Annotated in this window: 19 protein-coding genes and 1 pseudogene; 19 read left to right on the plus strand and 1 reads right to left on the minus strand. The window is 38.9% G+C overall.

Annotation, left to right across the window (positions count from 1 at the left end):
• Window positions 1–134: 134 nt before the first annotated feature.
• From BK585_RS05540 to BK585_RS05580, 9 genes and pseudogenes are all read left to right on the plus strand, one after another.
• Window positions 135–1025, plus strand: a complete 891-nt coding sequence (locus BK585_RS05540; RefSeq protein WP_078552476.1) for a nitrilase-related carbon-nitrogen hydrolase — start codon at window positions 135–137, stop codon at window positions 1023–1025.
• Between the two features lie 139 nt (window positions 1026–1164).
• Window positions 1165–2532: an NAD(P)-dependent oxidoreductase gene (locus BK585_RS05545; protein WP_078552478.1), complete on the plus strand. Its 1368-nt coding sequence runs from the start codon at window positions 1165–1167 to the stop codon at window positions 2530–2532.
• 15 nt (window positions 2533–2547) lie between these two features.
• Window positions 2548–3834: an NAD-dependent dihydropyrimidine dehydrogenase subunit PreA gene (preA, locus tag BK585_RS05550; protein WP_078552480.1), complete on the plus strand. Its 1287-nt coding sequence runs from the start codon at window positions 2548–2550 to the stop codon at window positions 3832–3834.
• Between the two features lie 11 nt (window positions 3835–3845).
• Window positions 3846–5267, plus strand: a complete 1422-nt coding sequence (gene hydA, locus BK585_RS05555; protein ID WP_078552482.1) for a dihydropyrimidinase — start codon at window positions 3846–3848, stop codon at window positions 5265–5267.
• Window positions 5268–5543: 276 nt separating this feature from the next.
• Window positions 5544–6995 carry an NCS1 family transporter gene (locus tag BK585_RS05560; RefSeq protein WP_078552484.1) on the plus strand — a complete coding sequence of 484 codons (1452 nt, stop codon included), beginning with the start codon at window positions 5544–5546 and terminating at the stop codon, window positions 6993–6995.
• Window positions 6996–7014: 19 nt separating this feature from the next.
• A complete protein-coding gene (locus BK585_RS05565; RefSeq protein WP_078552486.1) occupies window positions 7015–7236 on the plus strand; it encodes a hypothetical protein in 222 nt (73 codons plus the stop codon).
• A 73-nt stretch (window positions 7237–7309) separates the two neighbouring features.
• Window positions 7310–8929, plus strand: coding sequence for a PucR family transcriptional regulator (locus BK585_RS05570; RefSeq protein ID WP_078552487.1), 1620 nt, complete (start codon window positions 7310–7312; stop codon window positions 8927–8929).
• A gap of 97 nt (window positions 8930–9026) precedes the next feature.
• Window positions 9027–10490: a CoA-acylating methylmalonate-semialdehyde dehydrogenase gene (locus BK585_RS05575; RefSeq protein ID WP_078552489.1), complete on the plus strand. Its 1464-nt coding sequence runs from the start codon at window positions 9027–9029 to the stop codon at window positions 10488–10490.
• Between the two features lie 25 nt (window positions 10491–10515).
• Window positions 10516–11873: pseudogene (locus BK585_RS05580) on the plus strand (aminotransferase).
• Between the two features lie 227 nt (window positions 11874–12100).
• Here the strand turns inward: BK585_RS05580 and BK585_RS05585 are convergent.
• Window positions 12101–13741, minus strand: coding sequence for a PucR family transcriptional regulator (locus BK585_RS05585; protein WP_078552491.1), 1641 nt, complete (start codon window positions 13739–13741; stop codon window positions 12101–12103).
• 274 nt (window positions 13742–14015) lie between these two features.
• Between BK585_RS05585 and allB the strand changes: the two genes are divergently transcribed.
• The 10 genes from allB (at window position 14016) to BK585_RS05635 (ending at window position 24888) form a co-directional block, all read left to right on the plus strand.
• Entirely contained in the window at window positions 14016–15383 is a 1368-nt protein-coding gene (allB, locus tag BK585_RS05590; RefSeq protein WP_078552493.1) for an allantoinase AllB, read from the plus strand.
• A gap of 118 nt (window positions 15384–15501) precedes the next feature.
• Window positions 15502–16002 carry a 2-oxo-4-hydroxy-4-carboxy-5-ureidoimidazoline decarboxylase gene (uraD, locus tag BK585_RS05595; RefSeq protein ID WP_078552495.1) on the plus strand — a complete coding sequence of 167 codons (501 nt, stop codon included), beginning with the start codon at window positions 15502–15504 and terminating at the stop codon, window positions 16000–16002.
• 18 nt (window positions 16003–16020) lie between these two features.
• A complete protein-coding gene (gene pucL, locus BK585_RS05600) occupies window positions 16021–17007 on the plus strand; it encodes a factor-independent urate hydroxylase (protein WP_078552497.1) in 987 nt (328 codons plus the stop codon).
• Window positions 17008–17010: 3 nt separating this feature from the next.
• The gene (uraH, locus tag BK585_RS05605) at window positions 17011–17364 is read left to right on the plus strand and encodes a hydroxyisourate hydrolase (RefSeq protein WP_078552499.1); all 354 of its coding nucleotides are present in this window, start codon (window positions 17011–17013) and stop codon (window positions 17362–17364) included.
• 136 nt (window positions 17365–17500) lie between these two features.
• Window positions 17501–19153 (plus strand): gamma-glutamyltransferase, encoded by a 1653-nt coding sequence (ggt, locus tag BK585_RS05610; protein ID WP_078552501.1) that lies wholly within the window; start codon window positions 17501–17503, stop codon window positions 19151–19153.
• A gap of 357 nt (window positions 19154–19510) precedes the next feature.
• Window positions 19511–20437 carry an FAD binding domain-containing protein gene (locus BK585_RS05615; protein ID WP_139367500.1) on the plus strand — a complete coding sequence of 309 codons (927 nt, stop codon included), beginning with the start codon at window positions 19511–19513 and terminating at the stop codon, window positions 20435–20437.
• Window positions 20409–22709 carry a xanthine dehydrogenase subunit D gene (gene pucD, locus BK585_RS05620; protein ID WP_078556637.1) on the plus strand — a complete coding sequence of 767 codons (2301 nt, stop codon included), beginning with the start codon at window positions 20409–20411 and terminating at the stop codon, window positions 22707–22709. The genes BK585_RS05615 and pucD overlap by 29 nt, the downstream gene beginning before the upstream one ends.
• On the plus strand, window positions 22681–23202 hold the full coding sequence (locus BK585_RS05625) for a (2Fe-2S)-binding protein (RefSeq protein WP_078552505.1): 522 nt from the start codon (window positions 22681–22683) through the stop codon (window positions 23200–23202). The genes pucD and BK585_RS05625 overlap by 29 nt, the downstream gene beginning before the upstream one ends.
• Before the next feature lie 13 nt (window positions 23203–23215).
• Window positions 23216–24268: an XdhC family protein gene (locus BK585_RS05630; RefSeq protein ID WP_170885486.1), complete on the plus strand. Its 1053-nt coding sequence runs from the start codon at window positions 23216–23218 to the stop codon at window positions 24266–24268.
• Window positions 24269–24273: 5 nt separating this feature from the next.
• Complete coding sequence (locus tag BK585_RS05635) at window positions 24274–24888, plus strand: nucleotidyltransferase family protein (protein WP_078552508.1); 615 nt, start codon at window positions 24274–24276, stop codon at window positions 24886–24888.
• Window position 24889: the final 1 nt, after the last annotated feature.

Consider the following 24889-nt stretch of genomic DNA (forward strand, 5'->3'; position numbering starts at 1 on the left):
AGTGCAAAACAATAAGGATCTGGCTTTTTACATTTTGTCTAGTGTCTCTGAGATAGTTTGTATTTAAAATGGGTAATAGTAGATTTTAAATTTTGAACATTCGGCAAATTTAACTAAGAGTAGGAGGCGGTATTATGTCTGACAAAGTAACGATTGGACTTATTCAAGCTTCTCATGATGTTCATGGTGATGAACCTGTAGAGGTACACAAAGAGAAGGCCATTGAAAAGCATATTGCCCTTGTAAGAGAAGCCAAGAATAAAGGTGCACAAATCGTCTGTTTACAGGAAATTTTCTATGGTCCATATTTTTGTGCTGAGCAAACCACCAAATGGTATGAAAGTGCGGAGGAAATTCCAAATGGACCAACAACAAAGCTATTTCAGGAGTTGGCCAAAGAATTAGAAATTGTTATTATCTTACCTATTTATGAACGAGAAGGAATCTCAACCTATTACAATACTGCTGCTGTAATAGATGCAGATGGCTCGTACTTAGGTAAATATAGAAAACAACACATTCCTCATGTAGGAGTTGGCAACGAGGGGTGCGGATTCTGGGAGAAATATTATTTTAAACCCGGAAACAATGGGTACCAAGTATTTGATACAGCGTTTGCTAAGGTTGGAGTGTACATTTGTTATGACCGCCACTTCCCAGAGGGAGCACGTTTACTTGGATTACATGGAGCTGAAATTGTATTTAATCCTTCTGCTACCGTCGCTGGTTTATCCGAATATTTATGGAAATTGGAACAACCCGCTCATGCTGTTGCCAATGGCTATTATATTGCAGCTATTAACCGTGTAGGTGTAGAAGCGCCATGGAATATGGGTGAATTCTACGGACAATCTTACTTAGCCGACCCAAGAGGTAGTTTTGTAGCGATGGGTAGCCGCGATAAAGATGAAATTATAATTGGTGAAATGGATAAAAGGATGATACGGGAAGTGCGAGATACTTGGCAGTTTTACCGAGACCGTCGTCCTGAAACCTATAAAGATATGACAGCTCTTCTACCTTGATCTAAATATAAATGGCTTTACATACTACCCCTCTTCCTAACATAAGTGTAAAGCCTAGTCCACCATTCCTCATTACTCCTTCAATACTTTTATTCTAATGCCAACGATTCTACTGAACTGAAGAAAAGGAGGTATTTCCTTGACCGATAAACAAACAACTTCATTACGGGAAATAGAGAAAAAGTTCCAGGAAGTTCATCCTGGCTTAACTCGACAGGAAGCGATAGAAGAAGCAAATCGCTGTCTGTATTGTTATGACGCCCCCTGTATTCAAGCTTGTCCAACAGGTATTGATATTCCAACGTTTATTAAAAAAATTGCATCTCATAATCTTAAAGGCTCCGCAAAAACAATTATGACTGCAAACCCTATTGGGGCAAGTTGTGCCAGAGTTTGTCCGACTGAAGAGCTTTGTGAAGGAGCCTGTGTGTTGAATCATTCGACCAAACCAATCTTAATTGGTGACTTGCAAAGATATGCAACAGATTGGGCCATTAAAAACGAACAGATTCTTTTTTCACGAGGACAAAAGAATGGAAAAACGGTTGCAATTGTTGGTGGGGGACCTGCAGGACTATCTGCAGCGAGAGAACTTTCCCTTCTAGGCTATGAGGTAACGATATATGAAGCTGCGGATAAAGCGGGGGGATTAAATACGTATGGAATTGTTTCTTTTCGGCTCCCTCAAGTCATTTCGTTTTGGGAAGTAAATCAAGTGAAGAGCTTAGGCGTTGAGATAAAAACGAATACAAAAGTTGGTCAAGATAACTCTGTGAGGGAAATTACAGACCAATTCGACGTTATTGTTTTGGCAACTGGGATGGCTCATGTTCCTGCTCTTGGAATTGAAGGGGAAAATGCAAATGGTGTGTACGATGCGATTGACTTTGTGAAGGCAACGAAGACTTCTGAGCTGACAACAGATTATGTTGGGAAAAGAGTGGTCGTCATTGGAGCCGGAAATACAGCAATTGATGCAGCGACTTGTTCCGTAAGACTTGGGGCAGAAAATGTGAAAATATTATACCGCAGAACGGAAGAAGAAATGACTGCGTATGATTTTGAATATGAATTTGCTAAACAAGATGGTGTTGAATTTAGATGGCTAACCGCGCCAAAACGAATTATTACAGATGGCAATGGTCAGGTAAAAGGAATTGAATGTGTAAAAATGACCCTTGGTGAGCAAGGGGAGGATGGACGTCGAAGTCCAATCCCAGTGGAAGGGTCAGAATTTACATTAAAAGTAGATGTCATTATAAAAGCGATTGGTCAATCACGTTACATTACGTTAATTGAAGAGTTTGGTTTAGCCCACAAGGAAGGCGTGGTCACAATTTCAGAAGAGTCATTTCAAACGTCAAAAGAAAATATTTATGCCTGTGGTGATGTGATTTTTGGCAAAGGGCAAGGAGAAGCAATGGTTGTTACAGCAGCGGAGCAGGGGAAACAAACAGCCTATGCCATTCATAAAAAATTATTTGGTTTTGCTTCAGAAACTGCGTAATCAGGAGGAAGATAAATGGCTGATTTACGAATGAATTTTGCTGGTATTGAATCACCGAACCCGTTTTGGTTAGCTTCAGCTCCTCCAACGAACTCTGGTTATCAAGTGCAACGAGCATTTGAAGCAGGCTGGGGCGGGGCAGTATGGAAAACGTTAGGCGAACCGATTATTAATACAAGTTCAAGGTTTGCTGCTGTTAGTTTTAATGGGCAACGAGTAGCCGGATTTAATAATATTGAACTCATAACTGATCGACCACTTGAGGTGAACTTAAAAGAAATTGCTGAAACAAAAAAACGATTTCCAAACCATGTCATTATTGCATCTCTTATGGTTGAGCCAAAGCAGGAAAAATGGCATGAAATTGTAAAAAGGGTCGAAGCCATTGGTGTTGATGGACTTGAATTAAACTTTGGCTGTCCTCATGGAATGGCTGAGAGGGGAATGGGAGCTGCTTCAGGTCAAGTCCCCGAATTAGTAGAGAAACAAACATACTGGGTGAAAGAAGTGGCGCAAACACCAGTCATAGTTAAATTAACACCAAACATCACAGATATTACCGTAACAGCAGAAGCTGCAGTCCAAGGTGGTGCAGATGCGGTAAGTATGATTAACACCATTAATAGTTTAGCTGGTGTTGATATCGACTCATGGAATACGATTCCACATGTTGCAGGAAAGGGGGCACATGGTGGTTATTGCGGGCCAGCGGTAAAACCCATTGCTCTTAATATGGTAGCTGAATGTGCTCGTAATCCTCACATCAACGTGCCTATTTCTGGAATGGGTGGAGTGTCAAATTGGCAAAATGCTGTTGAATTTATGCTGATGGGGGCAACTGGTGTTCAAGTATGTACAGCAGCGATGCATCACGGCTTTAGGATTGTCGAAGATATGATAGATGGTCTTTCAAATTATTTAGATGAAAAAGGGATTGCATCAGTTACTGACCTCATCGGTAAAAGTGTACCGAAATATTCAGACTGGGGTAATTTAGATCTTACTTATAAAATTGTTGCCAACATTAATAACGATGTTTGTATTCATTGCAATAAGTGTCATATTGCCTGTGAAGACACCTCGCATCAGTGTATCGATATGCTAAAAGGTGAGAAAGGAAATGGGTATTTAAAGGTAAGAGAAGAAGATTGTGTTGGCTGTAATCTTTGTGCGATTGTCTGTCCTGTAGATGGAGCGATAGATATGGTCGAAGTGAAAAGCGAACATTCGCCAATGACCTGGAATGAAAGACAGGCAGCGATTAATAAAGCAGGCAACTGTTCCATTGATTTTATTAAATAAGGAGGAGACGAATGAGAAAAGTTATTCAAAATGGTGTGATTGTAACGGCAGCTGACACGTATGAAGCAGAAATCATCATAGAAGGAGGAAAAATCGTTGCCATTGGAACTAATTTAGCTACCAGTTCTGATGAGGTTATTGATGCGAAAGGATGTTATGTGTTTCCAGGAGCGATTGATCCACATACTCACCTTGATATGCCGTTTGGTGGTACTGTAACAAAAGATGATTTTGAATCTGGGACAATCGCTGCTGCCTTCGGAGGAACAACGACGGTCATCGACTTTTGTCTAACTCAAAAGGGAAAACCGATACAGGACGCCATTGAAACATGGCATGCGAAATCAAAAGATAAAGCTGTTATTGATTATAGTTTCCATTTAATGATTAGTGAAATAAATGAAGATGTATTGGCCCAACTTCCGGTTGTAATTGATAATGAAGGAATTACTTCTTTTAAAGTATTTATGGCCTATAAAAATGTTTTTCAAGCAGATGATGAAACGTTGTTTAGAACTCTTATAACAGCCAGAGAATTAGGTGCGTTAGTGATGGTTCATGCTGAAAATGGAGATGTCATTGATTATCTTACGAAAAAAGCTCTCGCTGATGGAAATACCGACCCAATCTATCATGCATTAACAAGACCACCAGAAATTGAGGGAGAAGCGACAGGAAGAGCAGCACAGCTTACGGGTCTAGCAAACTCTCAATTATATGTTGTTCACGTATCCTGTGGTGATGCGGTAGAGAAAATAGCAGAAGCACGCAACAAAGGATTTGATGTGTGGGGAGAGACTTGTCCGCAGTATTTAGTTTTAGATCAAACGTATTTAGAAAAACCCAATTTTGAAGGAGCAAAGTACGTGTGGTCACCACCGCTAAGAGAAAAACACCATCAAGAATTGTTATGGAATGCCTTACGAAATGGACAGCTCCAAACACTAGGGTCTGATCAATGTTCATTTGATTTTAATGGCCAAAAAGACCTTGGGAGAGGGGATTTCACGAAAATCCCAAATGGAGGTCCGACGATAGAAGATAGAGTGAGCATTCTCTTTTCAGAGGGAGTGAAAAAAGGAAGAATTACATTAAATCAATTTGTAGATATAACTTCTACTAGAATTTCAAAGTTATTTGGATTGTTTCCTCATAAAGGAACAATTGCTGTTGGTGCAGATGCTGACATTGTCATTTTTGACCCAAACATCGAAAGAGTAATTTCAGCAAGTACACATCACTTAGCTGTAGACTATAGTGCATTTGAAGGAATGAAAGTGACCGGAGAACCAGTTTCAGTCCTTTCTCGCGGTGAATTCGTTGTAAAGGATAAACAATTTGTTGGTAAGCCTGGTCGGGGCCACTATATAAAAAGAGCAAAATACGGCGAGTTAAGGGGGGATCAAGACCAACTTGAGGAGCTCTCTTATTAAATCGTTGACCAACTAGAATCCCAGAAGCTGTCATGTTGTGTTGTCTAGTGAATTGAAAAAGAATAAAAAGAGGAAGCCACTGTAAAAGTTAGAAACCGAACTTTTTCAGTGCCTTTGATTATTGTTGCAATGGCTCCACTCGTTGCCCGTCTGCTACGAAAAACCCACTCGTAGCAAACTTTAAAAAATGCAACGGTTACGCACATTGCTTCGAGGGCACTGTAAAAGTTAAAAACCGAACTTTTTCAGTGCCCTCTAAAAAGAGGAGGCTTTAGGATGAGTAAAAAGGATAATTATTTACAATCACCTGATTTGTTGCCAATACGACATGGGGCAAAAAAAGTAGGAACGTTTGGTTTTGCTTTTATCTGGGTTGGGATGGCAGTCGTATTAGCAGCATTTGCAATTGGCGGCTCTGGTGTACAAAGCTTACCGTTAAGCTTGGTCATTTTAGCAACGATTATTGGGTGTGTCATTCTCGGTTTTTTAATGACACTAACAGGAGATATAGGAGTTGAGCATGGTCTATCTTTTCCTGTTTATATGAGAGCTCCGTTTGGAACAGTAGGAACTCATATCCCTTCTATTGTTCGTGGCTTTGTTGCTTCATGTTGGTTTGGAATTAATACATTCTTTGGATCAACAGCGATGAATGCCATATTAGCAACACTAGTTGGATTTGACAATTGGTTTGTATGTTTCCTTATTTTTGGAACTCTTCAGGTAGTAAATACTTCCCTAGGAATAAAAGCAGTTGAGAGATTTGCTGATTTAGCAGCACCGACGATTATTATCATTTCAGGTTGGATGTATATTACCCTATCAGAACAAGCACTTCAACAAGGACGAGATGTATGGGCTTGGGTTGAAAGTCCTGTTACAGGAGGAGCTGCATTTACTGCCTTTATGATTGTGATGATGGCAAACATGGGGTTCTGGGGAACTCTTGCTTCTGATATGCCTTCCCTTTCTCGCTTTATAAAAGCTCCTAAGTTTGAAAAAAATTGGTTTAAACGAAATAAAGGCCAGATTGTCGGGAATCTTATTGCTCATCCTCTTGTGCAAACGTTTATGGTGGTCATTGGGGCTGTTTCTTATATTGCCGTTTCAAATTATGACCCTGTTGTTGCACTTCAGGAAGCAGCAACAGGAGTTGTTCTAGGTATGTTGCTATTAATGATTGTGTTGGCACAATGGTCAACCAATACTTCTGCGAATTTGATTCCAGCTGCGACTATTTTTTCAAATGTGGGAGGACCAAAGATTCCTTTCTGGGCTGGGGTTGTCGCAGCTGGAATCGTTGGGATTGTCGTTCAACCATGGAGTTTATTTGATATTATCATTCCAGCTCTTTTAATTTGCGCGGGTATTTTATCAGCTATCGTCGGAATCTTAATTTCTGATTATTATTTACTCCGAGGACGTCGTGTAAATGTTCCAGATTTATATAAAAATAACGGACAATTTCACTATAAAGGTGGAATTAATATTGCCGGTTTTTTAGCTTGGATTATCGGTGGTGGTTTAGCTCTTTTCTTTCCGAACTACGCCTTTATTGTAGGTTTTTTTGTCGGAGGAATTGTCTATTATTTCTTAGCAAAATATTGGTGGTTTAAGAAATATGAGCAAGCTGAAATTATAGATCCAAGCGATGAAAAGTATCTAGGAATATCGGTTGGTCGTGATTGGGTAATTGAGGAAAAGAAAGAGGATTCGACGGTAGCTTAAATGAATTGGAGGGAAATTGATGTCAGAGTATCAAGAGTTTCTTGCAGAAAGAGATGAAATAGATTACTTGATACAACAAGGTTATCAAATCATAGGCGTAACAGAAAACCTTAGTGGAGCTTTTGTTGAGTTTAGCAGAACAAAGAAGAAAGTAACGGAGTATGAACGTCTTCATATCAAAACGGCGGAAGCACGTAAATACTTTTCCTACCTTATTATTCAGCAGTATACTGCCACTTAACATGTCAGGGGGGACAAGAGAAAAAAATCCCCCCTAACAGCGACATGGTCACTTTTTCTGATGAGGTGAGGAGATGAAATCGTTTATAACGGTTGAAGAAATAATGAAGCGGAAGCATTTTGAAGAGATTGAACTTGTTGCAGGGGAGAAAGGACTAAGTAAACAGGTAAAATGGGTTCACGTAGTAGAGGTGTCACAAATCAAAAATCTATTAAATGGAAATGAACTTATTTTAACAACCGGTTTAGGGTGGCATCAAAACAAACAACTATTTCTTTCATTTGTGACACAGTTAATTGAATGTGGGGTAGCAGGTCTATGTATTGAGAAAGGGACGTACATGAATGTTATTCCAATTGATGTTGTTCACCTAGCCAATCAATATCAGTTTCCAATCATCTTATTTTTAAAAGAAGTACCATTTGTTGAGATCACTCAAGATATTCATGCATTATTAATCAATACACAATACCAAAATATATCAAATTTAGAAACGTACTCACAACAATTAAATCGAAAGCTACTTACAATAGAAGATCATGAAGAAATCATTTTATTTTTACATGAATACCTTGCCATCGATGTTGTATTTTTAAAAGCCAAGGTACATGTAGTCTCAAATGTGAAGGGAAAACAAAGACAACAGCTTATAGAAAAAATTACGAACCGCAAGGAAGAAGATAAGGAACAAGTGGCTAGCCAGGAAGTACAGTTACTAGGAAAGGTCTATGGCGAGTTGTTTCTTATTGGAAAAAAGCCACTTACCGATTTTGATTTGTTAATTTTAGACCGTACTGTAACGGCACTATCCCAACTTATTTTACGAGATTTATATGTAGAAGAAAAGAAACAGGCCCAAGAGATTGAATGGATGAATACATGGATTGAAGGTGAACATACAGAAGAAGAAATAGGGGAATATCTTTCTTACCATGGAACTGGAACAAAAGTAAATGGAGGAGTTGTCTGTTTATGTTCGAAGCATCCTGGAGCTTCCGTAAACTCTATGGATAAACCGTTTTTTAATCGATATTTCCGGACATTGTTAGAGCAACAAGGGTTTTATTTATTTTTGACGGAAAAGGAACACTATGCTATTTATGTCATCATTAATCAACGTTCTATAGAAAATTGGAAGCAGCGACTTTCCACGGTAATAGAGAAGATAAAAAGCGAAGAGAATCATAGCATTTTAAAATTTTCTACTCTTACATATGGAGTAGGAAAATATGTAATTGAATTAAAAAAAATAGACCAAAGCTATCAAACTGCAAAAGAAGTGTTGAGACTCCAACATACATTATCCTCAGAGAATGTAAGTTTTTTCTACGACGACCTTCACCTATACCGAATGATTGCGATTATGAATAAGCACAGTCAATTAGATGAGCTAGTAATGGAATATTTAGAACCTGTCATTCAATATGATAAAAAACATAACGGTGAATTAGTTACAACATTAAAGACGTACCTATCCTGTAATGGCTCAAAGCAAGAGACGGCAAAACAGTTATTCATTGTCAGGCAAACACTCTATCATAGATTGGAAAAGCTCGAGAAACTGTTAGGAACAGATTTCATGCAACAAAATAAAAGGTTAGCTTTAGAATTGATGTTATTGGCACAAGAGTATTTAGAAGCCACTTCAGTTTATAAACAAGAACAACCTAAACTAGACAAAACGTCTATATAAAACTAAAGCGATTTTTCATATTGTCCAATGAAAGACGTTTTGAGATAGATAATAATAAGATATAGGGAAAAATTAAGGCAATAAGGGAGGGCAACAAATGACAGTCGTCAAGAAAACATCGACGTTAAAAAATTTTATAAATGGAAACTGGGTGATTTCAAAGTCTGAAACAGTCGAAGATGTAATGAACCCAGCCACAGGTGAAGTGATTGCAACCGTACCCATTTCTTCAAAGGAAGATGTAAATCTAGCTGTTGACGCAGCAAAAGAAGCATTTAAATCATGGAAAAAAGTAGCGGTACCAAAACGAGCGCGAATTCTATTTAAATATCATCAATTACTTACAGAAAAGCATGAAGAGCTTGCTAAATTGATTGTTTTAGAGAATGGAAAAGCTTTTAAAGAAGCTTATGGTGAAGTACAAAGAGGTCTTGAGTGTGTAGAGTTTGCAGCTGGGGCTCCATCTTTATTAATGGGTGAAACGTTATCGGGGATTGCCGAGGACATTGATTCGGAGATGTTTCGTTTTCCGCTTGGGGTAGTCGGTGGAATAACACCGTTTAACTTCCCGATGATGGTTCCGCTCTGGATGTTTCCTCTAGCCGTTGTTTGTGGAAATACATTTGTTTTAAAGCCATCTGAACGAACGCCATTATTAGCCAATGAGTTAGTCAAACTATTTACTGAAGCGGGCTTACCAGATGGTGTGTTAAACCTAGTTCATGGTGCACATGATGTCGTAAACGGATTACTTGAACACGAAGATGTTCGTGCTATTTCCTTTGTTGGATCGCAGCCAGTTGCAAAGTATGTGTATGAAAGAGCTGCAGGTCAAGGCAAACGAGTGCAAGCCTTGTCTGGAGCAAAAAATCATCATATTGTGATGCCGGATGCTGATATGGAGAAGGCAGTTCAGCATATCATTAGTTCCACCTTCGGAAGTGCGGGGCAACGATGCATGGCTTGTAGTGCAGTTGTGGTTATTGGTAATGGAGAGTCGTTTGTTCAAGCATTGAAAGAAAAGGCTAGTGAATTAGTGATAGGTAGTGGACTAGATGATGAAGTGTTATTAACCCCTGTCATTCGAAAGTCTCATCTAGAAAAGGTTTTGGGCTACATTAAAACAGGAGAGGAAGAAGGGGCTGACCTGATTTTGGATGGTCGCAATCAAATGAGTCAATTTGCTAAAGGGAACTTTTTAGGCCCGACTATCTTTGACCATGTGACACCTGAGATGACGATTGCTAAAGATGAAATATTTGCCCCAGTGCTCAGTTTATTGCGTGCAAAAGATTTAGGCGAGGGATTATCATACATTGAGAAATCTAGGTACGGAAATGGTGCAACCATCTATACAAAGGATGCTAGTGCGGTTCGACAATTTCGTGAAGAAGCTGACGCTGGAATGCTCGGAGTCAATGTAGGGGTACCTGCAACAATGGCGTTTTTTCCTTTTTCAGGGTGGAAGGATTCTTTTTATGGAGACCTTCATGTAAATGGGAAAGACGGAGTAAATTTTTATACGCGCAAGAAAATGATTACGTCTAGATATGACTTTTAGGTAACCTGTAGATAGGAGGGGTCAAATGGATAGGTTGGAGCCATCTGAAGAGGTGAAACGAAAGGACGACCAATTGGTGTGGCATTCAATGAAACCTTATAACCCTAACGCAACAATGGTTGTAACAGAAGCCAAAGGAGCATGGGTCACGGATATAACAGGAAAACGCTATTTAGACGGAATGTCAGGGTTATGGTGTGTAAATGTTGGCTATGGTCGAGAGGAATTAGCGCAGGCAGCTTTTGAACAGTTAAAGCAATTATCGTATTTCCCTTTGACTCAAAGCCATCTCCCAGCCATCGAACTAGCAGAAAAATTAAACGAGATGCTTAGTGAAGATTATGTTATTTTTTTCTCAAATAGTGGTTCCGAAGCTAATGAGGTGGCATTTAAAATTGCCAGGCAATATCACCAACAGCAAGGTGAAGGTCACCGTTATAAATTCATCTCAAGATATCGTGCCTATCACGGAAATTCGATGGGTTCCCTTGCAGCAACTGGTCAGGCTCAAAGAAAGTATAAGTATGAACCACTTGCACCTGGATTTATCCATGTTGCTCCACCTGACTCCTATCGTTCAAACGATCATCCTACGACTGATACACATGAATTACATTCTGTTCAAGAGATTGACCGCGTGATGACATGGGAACTAAGTGAAACCATTGCTGGGGTGATTATGGAACCTATTATTACAGGTGGAGGAGTGTTACTTCCACCTGAAGGCTATATGAAGGGTGTAAAGGAAGTGTGTGAAAAGCATGGAGCCCTTTTAATAGCGGATGAAGTCATTTGTGGTTTTGGTCGAACGGGAGAATTATTTGGATTTATGAACTATGGGGTAAGTCCTGATATCATTACAATGGCTAAAGGCCTAACGAGTGCTTACCTTCCATTATCGGCAACAGCTGTAAAAAAAGAAATCTATGAAGCTTTTAAAGGAACCGAAGAATATGAGTATTTTCGTCACATCAATACATTTGGTGGAAATCCAGCCGCATGTGCACTTGCTCTAAAAAATTTAGAAATCTTGGAAAATGAAAAGCTTTGTCAACGCTCTAAAGAAATTGGAGAACAAGTACTTGCCAGCTTGAAGTCAAGATTAGAAAATCACAGATATGTGGGAGATGTAAGAGGAAAAGGGCTTTTGATAGGAATTGAGCTCGTTGCCGATAAGGAAACAAAGAAGCCACTTCAAGTTGACATTGTGAACCAAATTATTATGCTAGATGTAAAGAACGCGGTTTAATTATTGGGAAGAATGGGGCCACTGTAGCTGGATTTAATAATGTTCTCACCATTGCTCCCCCATTAATCATTACAAAGGAGGACCAGGAGTTTATTGTGAATAATATTAGTGAAACGATTCATGAAGTGAAATGAGGGAATGACCTTTAAAGTAGAATAATAGAGATTTGAGGATGCTTAAAAAGGAGCGCTATAAATCGAGGGTACTGAAAAAGATAGGTTTTTTTTAACTTTTTCAGTGCCCTCTTAGCATTGTGCGTAACGTTTGAAATCTTAAAAGCTTGGTAACGAGTGTAGCTATTGTCACGACAATCAAAGGCATGGAAAAAATGTTTCTCCATTCTCTAAAAGTAAATTTGCGTTTAGAGAATCGATTTTATGAGGAATGCCATTCTAAGGCGGATTGATTCGTCGGGATCTTTTATATCCCTTCCTAGGATATCTTCACACTTCTTAATACGGTAAATTACGGTATTCCGGTGAATGAACATGGCTTTTGCTGTTTCAGCGATTTGGCAGTTATGGTTTAAAAAGGTGGCTAAGGTTTCAAGTAAATCCTCTTTTTCTTTTTCAATTGGGAATGCTAGTTCTTTTAATGAGGATTTGTAAAAATCTTTTAACTTTTGAAGTGGAATAACTTTAAAAAGCTCTGTTAACTCCTTTGTTCGATACGTCTTTATAAACCCCTTTTGTTTCTCACGAAAGCCCGAGTAGAGAGCGTTAATAGATTCACGATAAATCGTTGAAATATCGATTACATTTTCACAATAATTGCTAATCCCAAAAGAAAAAGAATCCCCTAATGTAAACTTTAATTCAGCTTGAGCTTGTTTCACGATTTCCGTAATTTGTTGTTCTACTTCTTCATTATAAAAGGCGAAACCAATTAACATGGTGAAGATATCCCCTTTTGTAAAAAGGACACTCGTTTCAAAGTCATTTAATAAAACAGATTCTAATAATTCATATATCCGGTCATGCTTTTTCCTAGTTTCCTTTTCAACCTGAAGAGGGTGTGTGCTGAAATCAGAGATGAAATCAGATTTACTCGACACACAAACATAGTGTAACGATGGAAGAATATTATACATCTTCCCCCGGTTAAAAATTTCCTTTTCACTACTAATCGTCCCATCAACCAAATCAATGAAAAACTCATTCTTAACTCTTCTAGCTTGTTGTTCTATTGCATGTAACTTCATAAATTCAAATGAAATGACATTGCTTGCTTGCTCCACTGCAAGTAAGGATGGATATTGTTTAGTTAACGGTTCCCCCAACAGAATAAGATATCCATTTTGTTGGTTCGCCGTGTTTATGGGATACAACGAAAATTCGTTGTAAAGCCCAGTATATTCATCAGTGGGCATTGTAACGATTTGATGGGACTGAACCTCTTTATCAAGAACCTTTTCATGAATAAACCAGTATACCTCAAAAAAAGAATCCTTATCAATTCCTTCCGATGCCGCCATGACATCGAGGCGGGAGTTTAATAGAATGACTGGGGCTTCTATTATCGCTGAAAGGCTATCAATAATATTAGAAAAGCCGCCCCCCTCTATTATGATAGTAGTAAACTTCTTATGGATATTTAAAGCATAGTGTAGCTCATCGGTTCGTTCTTTTAAAATACATCCCAATGATTCTTTCAACATTTCACCTAATGAATGTTGTAACGGTAGTTCAATAATTGGAAAATGTAATCGATCAGCTTCGGCAATGACCTTTTTAGGAATTTCTTCGATAAAACGTTTTGTTTTTACACCTAAGCCTGCACACCCTTGCTTAGCCATTTGCTTAACTAAGTCATAAAGTGCATCAGGATTATTTTTAAGGGAGTATGCCGTTGTTAAAAGCAATTGCTCCTTATTTAAATAATCAATAATATCTGGGGCGTCCATTAGATTAACTGACTGAACGGTATTAGATAACCCTTGGTGCCCTGCTACTACAGCTGCTTCCTTAAAAGTAGGAAGAGTTAACATTTCAGTTAGTCTCATATATGTCACTCCTTAAATAGGGATGGTGGTGGTACATAAAAAACGTCTCTAGGTATCAGACGTCGACAGGGGCTTAGATTATGCTTTGTTTATAAAAACACTTGCATGAAATATTTGATTTTTATCTCATTTTTTTCGTTTCCTATGTTAACAATGTACAGAAATAAAGAACCATTGGAAACTTTTCTGAGATATTATCTTACAGAATTTAAAGTTTTTATGGTCAGATCATCCAAAATGGGAAGTGAATACATCGTGGAGTAGGGGGGATGAGATGGAACAATTATTAATTAAAAACGGGATTGTCCTAGTAGATGATTCTTTGAAAAACGCCCAAATCTCTGTTAATGGTGGTGTTGTTACCGACATTTCTCCGCATAAGCAGGATGAGTCAAGGTTTACTAAAGTAATTGATGCAACAGATAGCTATGTTTTGCCTGGATTTATTGATACTCATGTTCATTTTAATGACCCAGGAAGAGAAGAATGGGAAGGTTTCCTTACAGGGAGTCAGGCTGCAGCAGCAGGTGGAATTACCAGCGTATTTGATATGCCATTAAACAGTTCACCTGCTGTAGTGGATGTTTCTATTCTTGAGAAAAAAAGAAATCATGTTCAAACCAAAGCGTTCATTGACTATGGATTCTGGGGTGGCATTACTTCAGAGAATATTGAAAAAGAAGAAACTTTGATAAAGATGAAAGAATCTGGAGTGGCAGGATTTAAAGCATTTTTGTCGGAAAGTGGAATCGATGACTTTCCATGTCTCCCTAAATCAAAACTTAAAAAAGCAATGCAAATATGCAAGAAGTTAGGGAAGGTATTAGCATTACATGCCGAGGATAATGAGCTCATAAAAGCGAATACAGACATTTTGAAAGAATCAAAGAGGGTTGACCGCGAAGCCTTTTTAGAAAGTCGACCTCTTTGTGCCGAAGATGAAGCCATTGAACATGCATTACAAATCGTCAAGGAAGTTGAAGCTATGGTTCACTTTGTTCATGTTAGCTCTCCAACAGCGATTCAAAAGATTTTTGAAATGAAAGAGCAAGGGTTTAATGTGAGTGCAGAGGTGTGTCCACATTACTTGCTTTTTACGGATGATGATTTTAGGAGACGAGGTCCGTTATTAAAGTGTGCACCACCCTTAAGGAATCGAAAGGTTGTCGAAGAGCTTTGGCAATGCATTCAAAATGGGTGGGTTGATTTGATTGGAACAGATCACTCACCTTGTCTATTTTCAATGAAACATGATGGTGAAAAGGATATTTGGAAGGCCTGGGGTGGGATTCAAGGAATTCAATTTGGGTTTGCCTTCTTTGTAAGTGAAGCTTTAAAGCGAGAGATTCCACTTACAGATATCACTTCACTTTTATCAACGAATGCGGCTCAACGGTTCGGTCTAAAAAACAAAAAAGGCAGGATTGCAATCGGGACCGATGCAGATTTCACTATTTTTAATAAACAGTTAAAAAAGGTAGTAACCAAATCTGACATTCTCACCAAAAATAAATATTCACCTTATGAAGGCATGAAAATGAAGGGTATGATTACAGCTACGATTGTTCGGGGTAGAGTCATTTACCAAGATGGAGAAATTAGAGCTTCAAAAGCTGAAGGAAGAGAGGTAGGCCTCTATTAGCTATCTTATACAATTCATGATTATTTTTTTAGTCACTATCTCCAATGACGATAGTATGGCGTTGATTTATGATCAGGTAAAAGGTCAGAGCAATAAGACTGTAAAGGACAGGTGATTGATGTTGTTTACAATGGATGAAGTAAATAAACTTTCAGATAAAGAATTTATCGAGAAAATCGGTATAGTGTTCGAGAACTCCCCTTGGGTGTCTGAACAAGCTATTCATTATAGGCCTTTTAGTACTGTAGACGAAATGTATCGTATGATGATTCAAATTGTTACGGATTCAGAATTAACTCTTCAACTTTCACTACTAAGAGCTCACCCGGATTTAGGTACGAGAATGGTAATTTCGGATGCATCGAAGGCAGAACAAAGAAATGCTGGCCTACAATTCCTTACCGAAGTTGAGTATAACGCCTTTGCTACACTAAACCAAAGATACGTTCAAAGATTTGGTTTCCCATTTATCTTAGCGGTGCGTGGGCATGATAAATATTCCATTAAAGAGCATATGGAACAAAGAATGAATAATGAGTCTGATGAGGAAATCAAAACGGCGATTCAAGAGGTTTGTAAGATTGTTCAATTTAGAATAATAGATTTAATTGTAAATTAAACGAGGGGAGTCGTTAAAATGAAAAAAGAAGTGATAGAGAAAAAGGGAACAATGGACCGAACAATGTACTACGGAAAAGGAGATGTATTTGTCTACAGAAGTTATGCAACGCCGTTAGAAGGAATTCGAGAAATTCCGGAATCCAATTGTAAAGGGCGTAGTAACATTATTTTAGGGATGGATATTAAAGTGGCACTAAAAGGCCAGGACTTTTTAACTTCTTTTACAAATGGTGATAATTCATTAGTTATTACAACAGACTCCATGAAGAATTTTATTTTACGACATGCCGGAATGTATAAAGGGTCGACAATGGAAGGCTTCTTTGTTTTTATCGGAGAACGATTCCTTGACACGTATTCCCATATTAAAGGCGTAGCTTTGACCGGAAAACAAATTCCTTTTACAGATGTAGACGTCCCCTCAGTACAAGGCTTTGAACCTAGTAAGCTTGTATTTCGACAAGCGCCAATCGAATCTCCAACAGCTTCTTATGAAATTGAAAGAACAAAAGAAAATGAATATGAGGTGGTTTATCAGCAAAGTGGAGTGGAAGGGTTACGACTTATCAAGGTTAGAGGAAGCTCGTTTACAGGGTATATAAAAGATGAATATACAACTCTACGAGAAGCCCATGACCGTCCGCTTTTTATATATTTAAATATTTATTGGATGTATAAAAATGAAAGGGATGCAACAGGCGAACGACCAGAACAGTATGTTTGTGCTGAGCAAGTAACTCACCTTGTGCAGGCTGTATTTCATGAAGCGAATTTACCCTCCATCCAAAACTTAATATATCACATTGGCTTACGTATTTTAAAAAGGTTCCCTCAACTAGAGGAGGTATCTTTTGAATCGAATAATCGAACATGGGACACCATTGTTGAACACGTTCCAGGAGTAGAAGGTGGGAAAGTGTATACAGACCCACGCCCTCCATTTGGTTTTCAGGGTTTTTCTATGAACCAAAAAGATTTAGAACACTATGAAAAGGAAAACTAGAAGATGGGACAGTTAACAACTCATGTATTAGATATCAGTTGTGGTCAACCGGCAAGTGAGATGAAAGTAGAGGTATGGCGCCGTTCTACTATTGAAAAAAAATTACTAAAAACGTTCTATACAAACGATGATGGAAGGGTAGACAAACCGATTTTAGAAAAAGAGGAGTTAAAAATAGGAACCTATGAATTAATCTTTTTTGTTGGTGATTATTATGCGAGACAAGGAGGTAGACTACGTGAGTTTCTTTTTTTAGACCTTGTACCGATACGGTTTTGTATTACGTCTGAACAAGAGCATTACCATGTCCCTTTACTTGTAGCTCCCGGAGGATATAGCACGTATCGGGGAAGCTAAAGAATCGTTAACATGAACATATTTAATAAGTTAGCTATCGTATTGCCCAAAAAGGTATATTGTTATTGAAATATCTTTTTTTTACAATCCCTACTTTTAATATTTTTTTGAAAATATAGGATAAGGAGAGCAAACGATGTCCTATCAAAATAAAGCCTATCGACCGACTACTATGGCGCCAAACGGAATCATAACGACCCCACATTACCTTGCATCACAGGCAGGCATGCAGGTGTTACAAAATGGAGGAAATGCTATAGAGGCAGCGGTTGCGGCAGCATCAACGCTTTCAGTAGTGTATCCTCATATGAATAGTATAGGGGGAGATAATTTTTGGCTTATTTATAATGCTAAAAAAAAAGAGATAAAGGGTATAAATAGCAGCGGTCGTTCTGGTGAACTTGCGACCATTGACTTTTATCATAAACAAGGTTTAACATCTATCCCTCCAAGAGGAGTATTATCAGCGAATACCGTACCAGGAGCCTTGGCAGGGTGGGAAAAAGCGTATGACTATGCAATAGAACATATACATCGTCGTTTTTCTTGGAGTGACCTTCTTCAACCAGCCATTCAATATGCGAAAGAAGGATTTCCTGTTACTTCAAGTCAAGAGTTCTGGACAAAGGTTAATCTAGAAAAACAGGATGAGAACTTTAGGTATTTACAACGATTTTCGGAATATCAAAAAGTGTATTTGAAAGAAACTGGAATGCCATTCCGTGTGGGTGAACTAATGAAACAACCAGATTTAACAGTAACGCTAGAAGACATTGCAGAAGGAGGAAGTGATGTTTTCTATCGTGGTCATATTGGAAAACAGATGGTGTCGGACTTAGAGGAACAAGGGGGAGTGTTAACAACAAATGATTTTGCTACGCATTGTTCGGATTGGGTTGAGCCTATTTCCGTTAGCTATCGTGGCTACCAAGCTTACAATCTACCTCCAAACTCCCAAGGTTTTGCCTCTTTATCGATTTTAAATATACTAAATCAGTTTGATTTAGACTTTATTGAGGCTGAGTCATTCGAGTATTTTCATTTGATAATTGAAGCGACAAAACAAGCGTTTTTAGACCGAGATCAATGGCTCACAGATCCAGATTTTTTTGAGATACCTGTAGAGAAGTTGATATCTCCTCAGCGAGCAGAAGAATTAACAAGAAACATTGATTTTACCCAATCCTTTGGAATGGAACAACAATTAGATCCAAAGGGTGATACGGTGTGGCTTGGGGTTGTTGATAAGGAAGGGAATGCGGTTTCCCTGATTCAAAGCATCTATCATGATTTTGGATCTGGAATTATCCCAAAAGGAACGGGAGTGCTACTTCAAAATAGAGGAAGCTTTTTTTCACTTGATGACAAGCATATTAATTGTTTACAACCGAAAAAGCGAACTTTTCATACGTTAAACCCTGCTTTGCTTTGTAAAGGAGATGCTCCTTACTTAGTATATGGAACGATGGGAGGAGAGGGGCAGCCACAAACGCAAGCAGCCCTTGTTACTAGGATTATAGACTATGGATATGAGGTGCAGGAAGCGATTGAAGCTCCGCGCTGGCTTTATGGTAGAACGTGGGGAGCCAGTTCCAATGGTGTAAAAGTAGAATCTAGAATAAAAGAAGAAACGATACAAGGCCTGAAAAAAGCGGGACATTCAGTCGAACTTGTAGAAGAGTTTAGTGACATTATGGGTCATGCTGGAGCGATTTTAATAGATGAAGAACGTAAGGTGAAATTAGCTGGAGCGGACCCGAGGGGTGATGGGTTAGCCATTGGATATTAGTTCTTACGTTAAGGGTGAGACAAAGCTAAAATACAGGGCACTGAAAAAGTTAAAAACCAACTTTTTCAGTGCCTATAATTATGGACAGGAAATTATCTTACCTAAGAATAATTTCCACGTGAGATGACCTGACATTTTTTATCCGTACTGTTGTCATTTAAGGCAAAATAGAGGTAATAAAAAACAGTTCTAAAAAACGAATGGAATAAAAATTACCTCATCCTTAACCTACCAATTCCAATACCCACTACACCAAAACACTATTCTTGAATTAATCTACAGTCATTTTCAATCATTCCTACGCTAGCTATTTTATTGAAAGGAAATAAAAAACATGAGAGAGAGGAGGGGGATGTTTTGCTAGTTAATCGCAACGTCTGGAGTCCTAAAACGTTGGAAGAGTTATGGGATACCTGTAATCAAATCGAGCCCAATCAATATAGTTTCATCTCTGGTGGAACATGGCTTCGAACCCAATGGGAGGCGAAACTTCAAAACATGAAAGATCATCTTATTAGCTTAGAACACATTACAGAAATGAAAGGGATTTATGAACAAGATGGGTTAGAAGGTAAGGAGATACGTATAGGTGCCTTGACTACATTGGCTGAATGTATTAAGCATCCAATGATTGCAGAATGTAGCCCATTGCGTGAGGCTTGTCAAAGAATAGCGGCACCCTCCATTCGTAATCAGGCCACAATCGGGGGAAATGTGTTAACAGAAAAAGGTGATGTGATACCAGCTCTCCTCATCTTAGGTGCAAAACTAAGGTGGTTTACTGGGAGTGAATTTGAAACTGAGCCGATCGAAACTTGGATTTTGAGTCGACAAATCCCAGGTGCCATTCCTGAAGAGCGTGTACTTGTAGAAATATTGATACCTGAGGAGAAAAGTATAGAAAAGAAGTATATTTCTTTTTTTACTAAAGTTGGAAGAAGGGAAACGTTTATCCCTTCAGATGTGACAGTAGCTGGGAGGGGAACGATTCAAGCTGGTGAGTTTATAAGCGTTAGTTTAGCAGCGGGAGGAGGCCTCTCGTTTCCAATGAAACTATATCGGTCCGAAAAATTACTAGAAAATCAACTGTACACTTACGAGTTAATAAAGATGCTTTATTCGACTATATATGAGGAATTTGAAGCAAGTCCAGATGCTTTTTCATCTATTGAATATAAAAAGAGTGTTGTAGCTAACTTGATTTGTAGTGAAATGTATCTGATTGGAGAAAGCTTTAAGAATGGCGGTGATCACAATGCTTTTGAATCGGAAGACAAGCGCTGAAAAGTGGAAACCCAGACCGGATGGTGAAGATAAGGTAAAAGGGAAGCTGAGGTATTTAACAGATTTAAAGTTTCCTAACATGCTTTATGGTAGAGTGCTAAGAAGCGCTTATCCCCATGCCACCCTTACTAAGATTGATATCTCAAAAGCGATGGAACTCCCGGGAGTGGTAACGGTTCTCACCCATGCTGATGTCCCAGGATTGAATGGGTTTGGAATTAGTAATCCAGACCAACCTGTGTTTTGTGAAGAGAAGGTTCAATATGAGGGAGATGCCATTGCAGCAGTAGCGGCAGTAAGTGACGAAATTGCAGAAAAAGCATTAGCTCTTATAGAAGTCCAATATGAAGAGCTTCCTGTCATTAATTCACCAGAAGAAGCTTTAAAGCCGAGTGCACCACCCCTTCATGTAAATGGAAATATTCTTCACCAAACTCATTATGTGAGAGGCAATATGAACTTTCAAGATTGTCTTTTTGTAGTCGAAGAAACGTATTACACTCCTCGTCAAATGCATACGTATTTGGAAACAGAAGGTGGCGTTTTTGTTCCCGAGACAAACGGAAACTTGACTGTGTATGCTGCGACTCAGCATGGCTATAAAGACCGAATGCAACTTTCACGTATATTAGCCATTCCAGAAGAAGCTATTCGAGTGATTTCTAGTCCAATAGGAGGTTCTTTTGGCGGGAAGGATGAGTTAAATGTTCAACCGTATGGAGCGTTGCTTGCCCTGCAGTGTGGGAACCCCGTTAAAATGCATAACTCTAGGTGGGAATCGGTAAGAGCGGGACTAAAACGACATCCAATGAAAGTAACGATGAAGACTGGTGTAAATTCAGAAGGTAAGCTAGTAGCCCACAAAGTTGATATTTTATCTGATACCGGTGCATATTCCACGTTAGGTGCACCTGTTTTAAACTTTGCAACAGAGCATTCCATGGGCCCTTATATCATAGAAAATGTTGAGGTAAACGGAAAAGCGGTGTTCACAAATAATGGGGTCTCAGGTGAGTTTCGAGGATTCGGTGGAAACCAAGTGATATTTGCCTTAGAAGGGCAGCTCGATCGATTAGCTGAGAAATTAAATATCGATCCGTGGGAGTTACGAAGAAGAAATTTACGAGAAGAAGATGATTTAGGCCCTTTGGGGCAACATATTGTTCATACAAACGGAGCTTTTCAAGTATGGGATGGAATTCAGCGCTCCCCGTTATGGGAGAAACGAGAATCTGTAAAGACAAGTGGTTTTCCGTGGATAAGTCGTGGGATTGGAGCGGCAATCGCGATGCATGGCTCAGGACTAGGATATGGTATACCAGATCCAGCCGGCGGAATAATTCGCATAAATGGTGAAGGAAAGATAGAAGTTGCATTTGGTTATGAAGAGTTTGGGCAAGGAATCATTGGCACATTAGAAATAATCATTCAAGACATCTTTGGGTGTGACCGAACGGATATACACATCATTATAGGCGATACGGCACGAGTTCCTCATAGTGGTTCTTCGACAGCATCTCGTTCAACCAGTATGATTTGGCAGGCGTTGCAACGTCTCAAAACTCCCTTTTTGGATGAATTAACAACAAGAGCCAGTCAACTCACACACATTCCAAAAGACCAGCTCAAAACGGGTGTTGGGGGAATGTGGAGTAAGGAAACAGGTCAGTTGGTTATTTCTTATCAAGACCTAATTGATGAAGGAAAAGAAGGAATTGAGTGTTCTACTGAATTTCATTTTCCGGTTACACCCGACCCGGTAATCGGAGGACATTATCTTTATACTTGTACAGCGGTTGTGGTCGAAGTTGAAGTGAATGGTCTAACTGGCACCGTCACCGTAAACGAGATTGACCATGCAGTAGCGGCTGGTCCCGTCGTTAACCCGATGGGATATCTAGGACAAATTGAAGGTGGGAGCATTATGGCTCTTGGTTTTACGCTCACAGAAGATGCCGTCATGGAAAAAGGTAGATATCTGACAAAAAATCTTGATACGTATCTTATTCCTACCCTTCTTGATGTACCAGAGGAGCAGCGTGTGGAAGCTATCGAGGAACTACCTCCTGATGATCAGTTTGGTCCTCGAGGGGTAGGTGAAGTGGGGTCGGTCGCTCTTGCTCCAGCCATTGTAGCAGCCATTAAACAAGCGACAGGAAAATGGATAACAAAACTTCCGATATCAAAAGAAGAATTACTAGTACCACTAGCCGGAATGGATGGAAAGGAGGGAGTGCTAGTTGATGAACGAAAAAAATCTACTAGCCATTGAAGCTAATTCAAATTTTCAAATCGGTTTTCAGCTGAACGGTAATGATGTTCATCTGAGAGTCTCTCCTGAAAAACGGTTAGTTGATATCCTTCGAGAGGACTTGAATCTGACAGGAACAAAAATTTCTTGTGAGATTGGTAGATGCGGCGCTTGCATGGTGTTGATAGATGGTAAGCCACACAATTCGTGTTTAACGATGGCCTACCAGTGTGACCAAAGAAAGATTGAAACAATTGAAAGTATAGGCGAGCACAAGTTGGAACTAATTCAACAAACATTTATCGAAGAAGGAGGATTTCAATGCGGATATTGTACGCCCGGAATGATTATGACCTTAAAAGGGATACTCAATGAAAATCCTAAAGCTTCATATGAAGAATTAAAGGAAGGGTTGTCTGGAAACTTATGTCGTTGTACTGGCTATGGAGGAATTCTAAGAGTGTTAAAACGTGTAAGTGACATAGAGAAGAATACAGATAAAACTATCATATAAGCGGGGTATGCTTATGAAAGATTTATATCGATATTTAGAAGTCTTACAAAAACACCCGACAATTACATTTGCTATGGCAACTGTTATTTCAATTGCGGGTTCAGCCTACAGACAAGAAGGAGCAAAAATGCTACTAGGAAGTAAAGGTGAACGATATGGAACGATTAGTGCTGGATGCTTAGAAGAAGATTTGCTTCACCGAGCATTGGAAGTTATTGATAATAAAGAAGCAATCATCCAACCATATGATTTACGTTCAGAAGAAGATGCGGGCTGGGGAGTAGGGGCAGGGTGTAATGGGAAAATAGAGGTCTTCATTGAACCGGTATGTTGGGATGAGTTTTGGAGACAAGTGTATGTTGCCTTACAAAATGGCGAAACACTTCTTTCTGTTAGGGGTGTCTCTGGCGAAGTGAAAGGGAGTAGGCTTTGTATCACGGAACAGGGAGAATGTATTAGTGATTCCGAGGAAATAAAAACGAATACCGTAATGAATATGGTAAAAACATTTCTCTTTGAAGGCTATTTTTTTGAATATCAAAATGGTTTCATGTTTGAACGTTATGAACCTAAAGAGAATCTTTACATTTTTGGTGCAGGGTCTGATGTGGAGCCCTTGGTACCGTTAGCAGCTAGTTTGGATTTTTCACCCATTATCATTGACCCTAGAAGTGACCGCTGTTGTCGAGAACGTTTTCCAGATGCGACAGAACTTATTGTAAAGCACCCTGAAACGTATCTTTGTAAAAGGGAATTTAAATCAAATAGTTTTGTCTTACTCATGACTCATCACTTTGAAAGAGACCAACAAATCTTATCTTACTTTATTAAAAATAGACCAAGGTATTTAGGGATATTAGGGCCAAAAAGTCGGACTGATAAATTAATGTTTCCTGAGGAAGTACCTCCGTGGGTTCATTCACCGGTAGGCCTTTCGATTGACGCTGAAGGAGCGGAAGAAATTAGCATCAGTATTATAGGTCAACTAATACAAGTAAGAAATGCCAATAGAGCCAAAGAAAAGAAGAAGAAAAGGCAAAGAAATGTATTCAAGGAAACTGGGTAATTAATATGGAGAAATCGGTTAGTGCGATTATTTTAGCAGCAGGGTGCTCCACAAGAATGGGGAGACCAAAGCAATTGTTGAAATTAAATGAGAATTTTATGCTTGAACATGTAATTAATCAAGTTCTTTTACATCCTTTTACCCATGTTTACATTATTGTAGGTTATCAAGGTGAAAAAATAAAGCAAGCGATTCGTATTGAAGATAAGAGAGTAAGATGGGTCGATAATAACAGGTATTACCAAGGTCAAAGCACGTCAATACAAACAGCGTTTGAACATATTGATAAAACGCTAGAAGGAACGATGATATTTCTAGGAGATCAGCCATATATTCAAATAGAAACGACAGCACTAGTCCTAACGGAAGGGTTTCTAAAATTATCAGTTAAAAGAAATATGCCGTTTATGATTCGCCCGTCCTACCGTGGCATTCCAGGACATCCAGTATTTTTAGGTCATTATCAATCAATCAATTTTTCTGTCTTACATGGAGATGAAGGAGGACGTGCGCTTTTTCATACATGTACGGATAAAAGAATAATTCCAGTCCAAGATGCCAATGTGATATTTGACATCGACACACAAGAAGACTATCAACAGGCATTAGCAATGTTGTAGT

The sequence above is a fragment of the Bacillus alkalicellulosilyticus genome (genome assembly GCF_002019795.1).
Taxonomy (GTDB): Bacteria; Bacillota; Bacilli; order Bacillales; family Bacillaceae_F; genus Bacillus_AO; species Bacillus_AO alkalicellulosilyticum.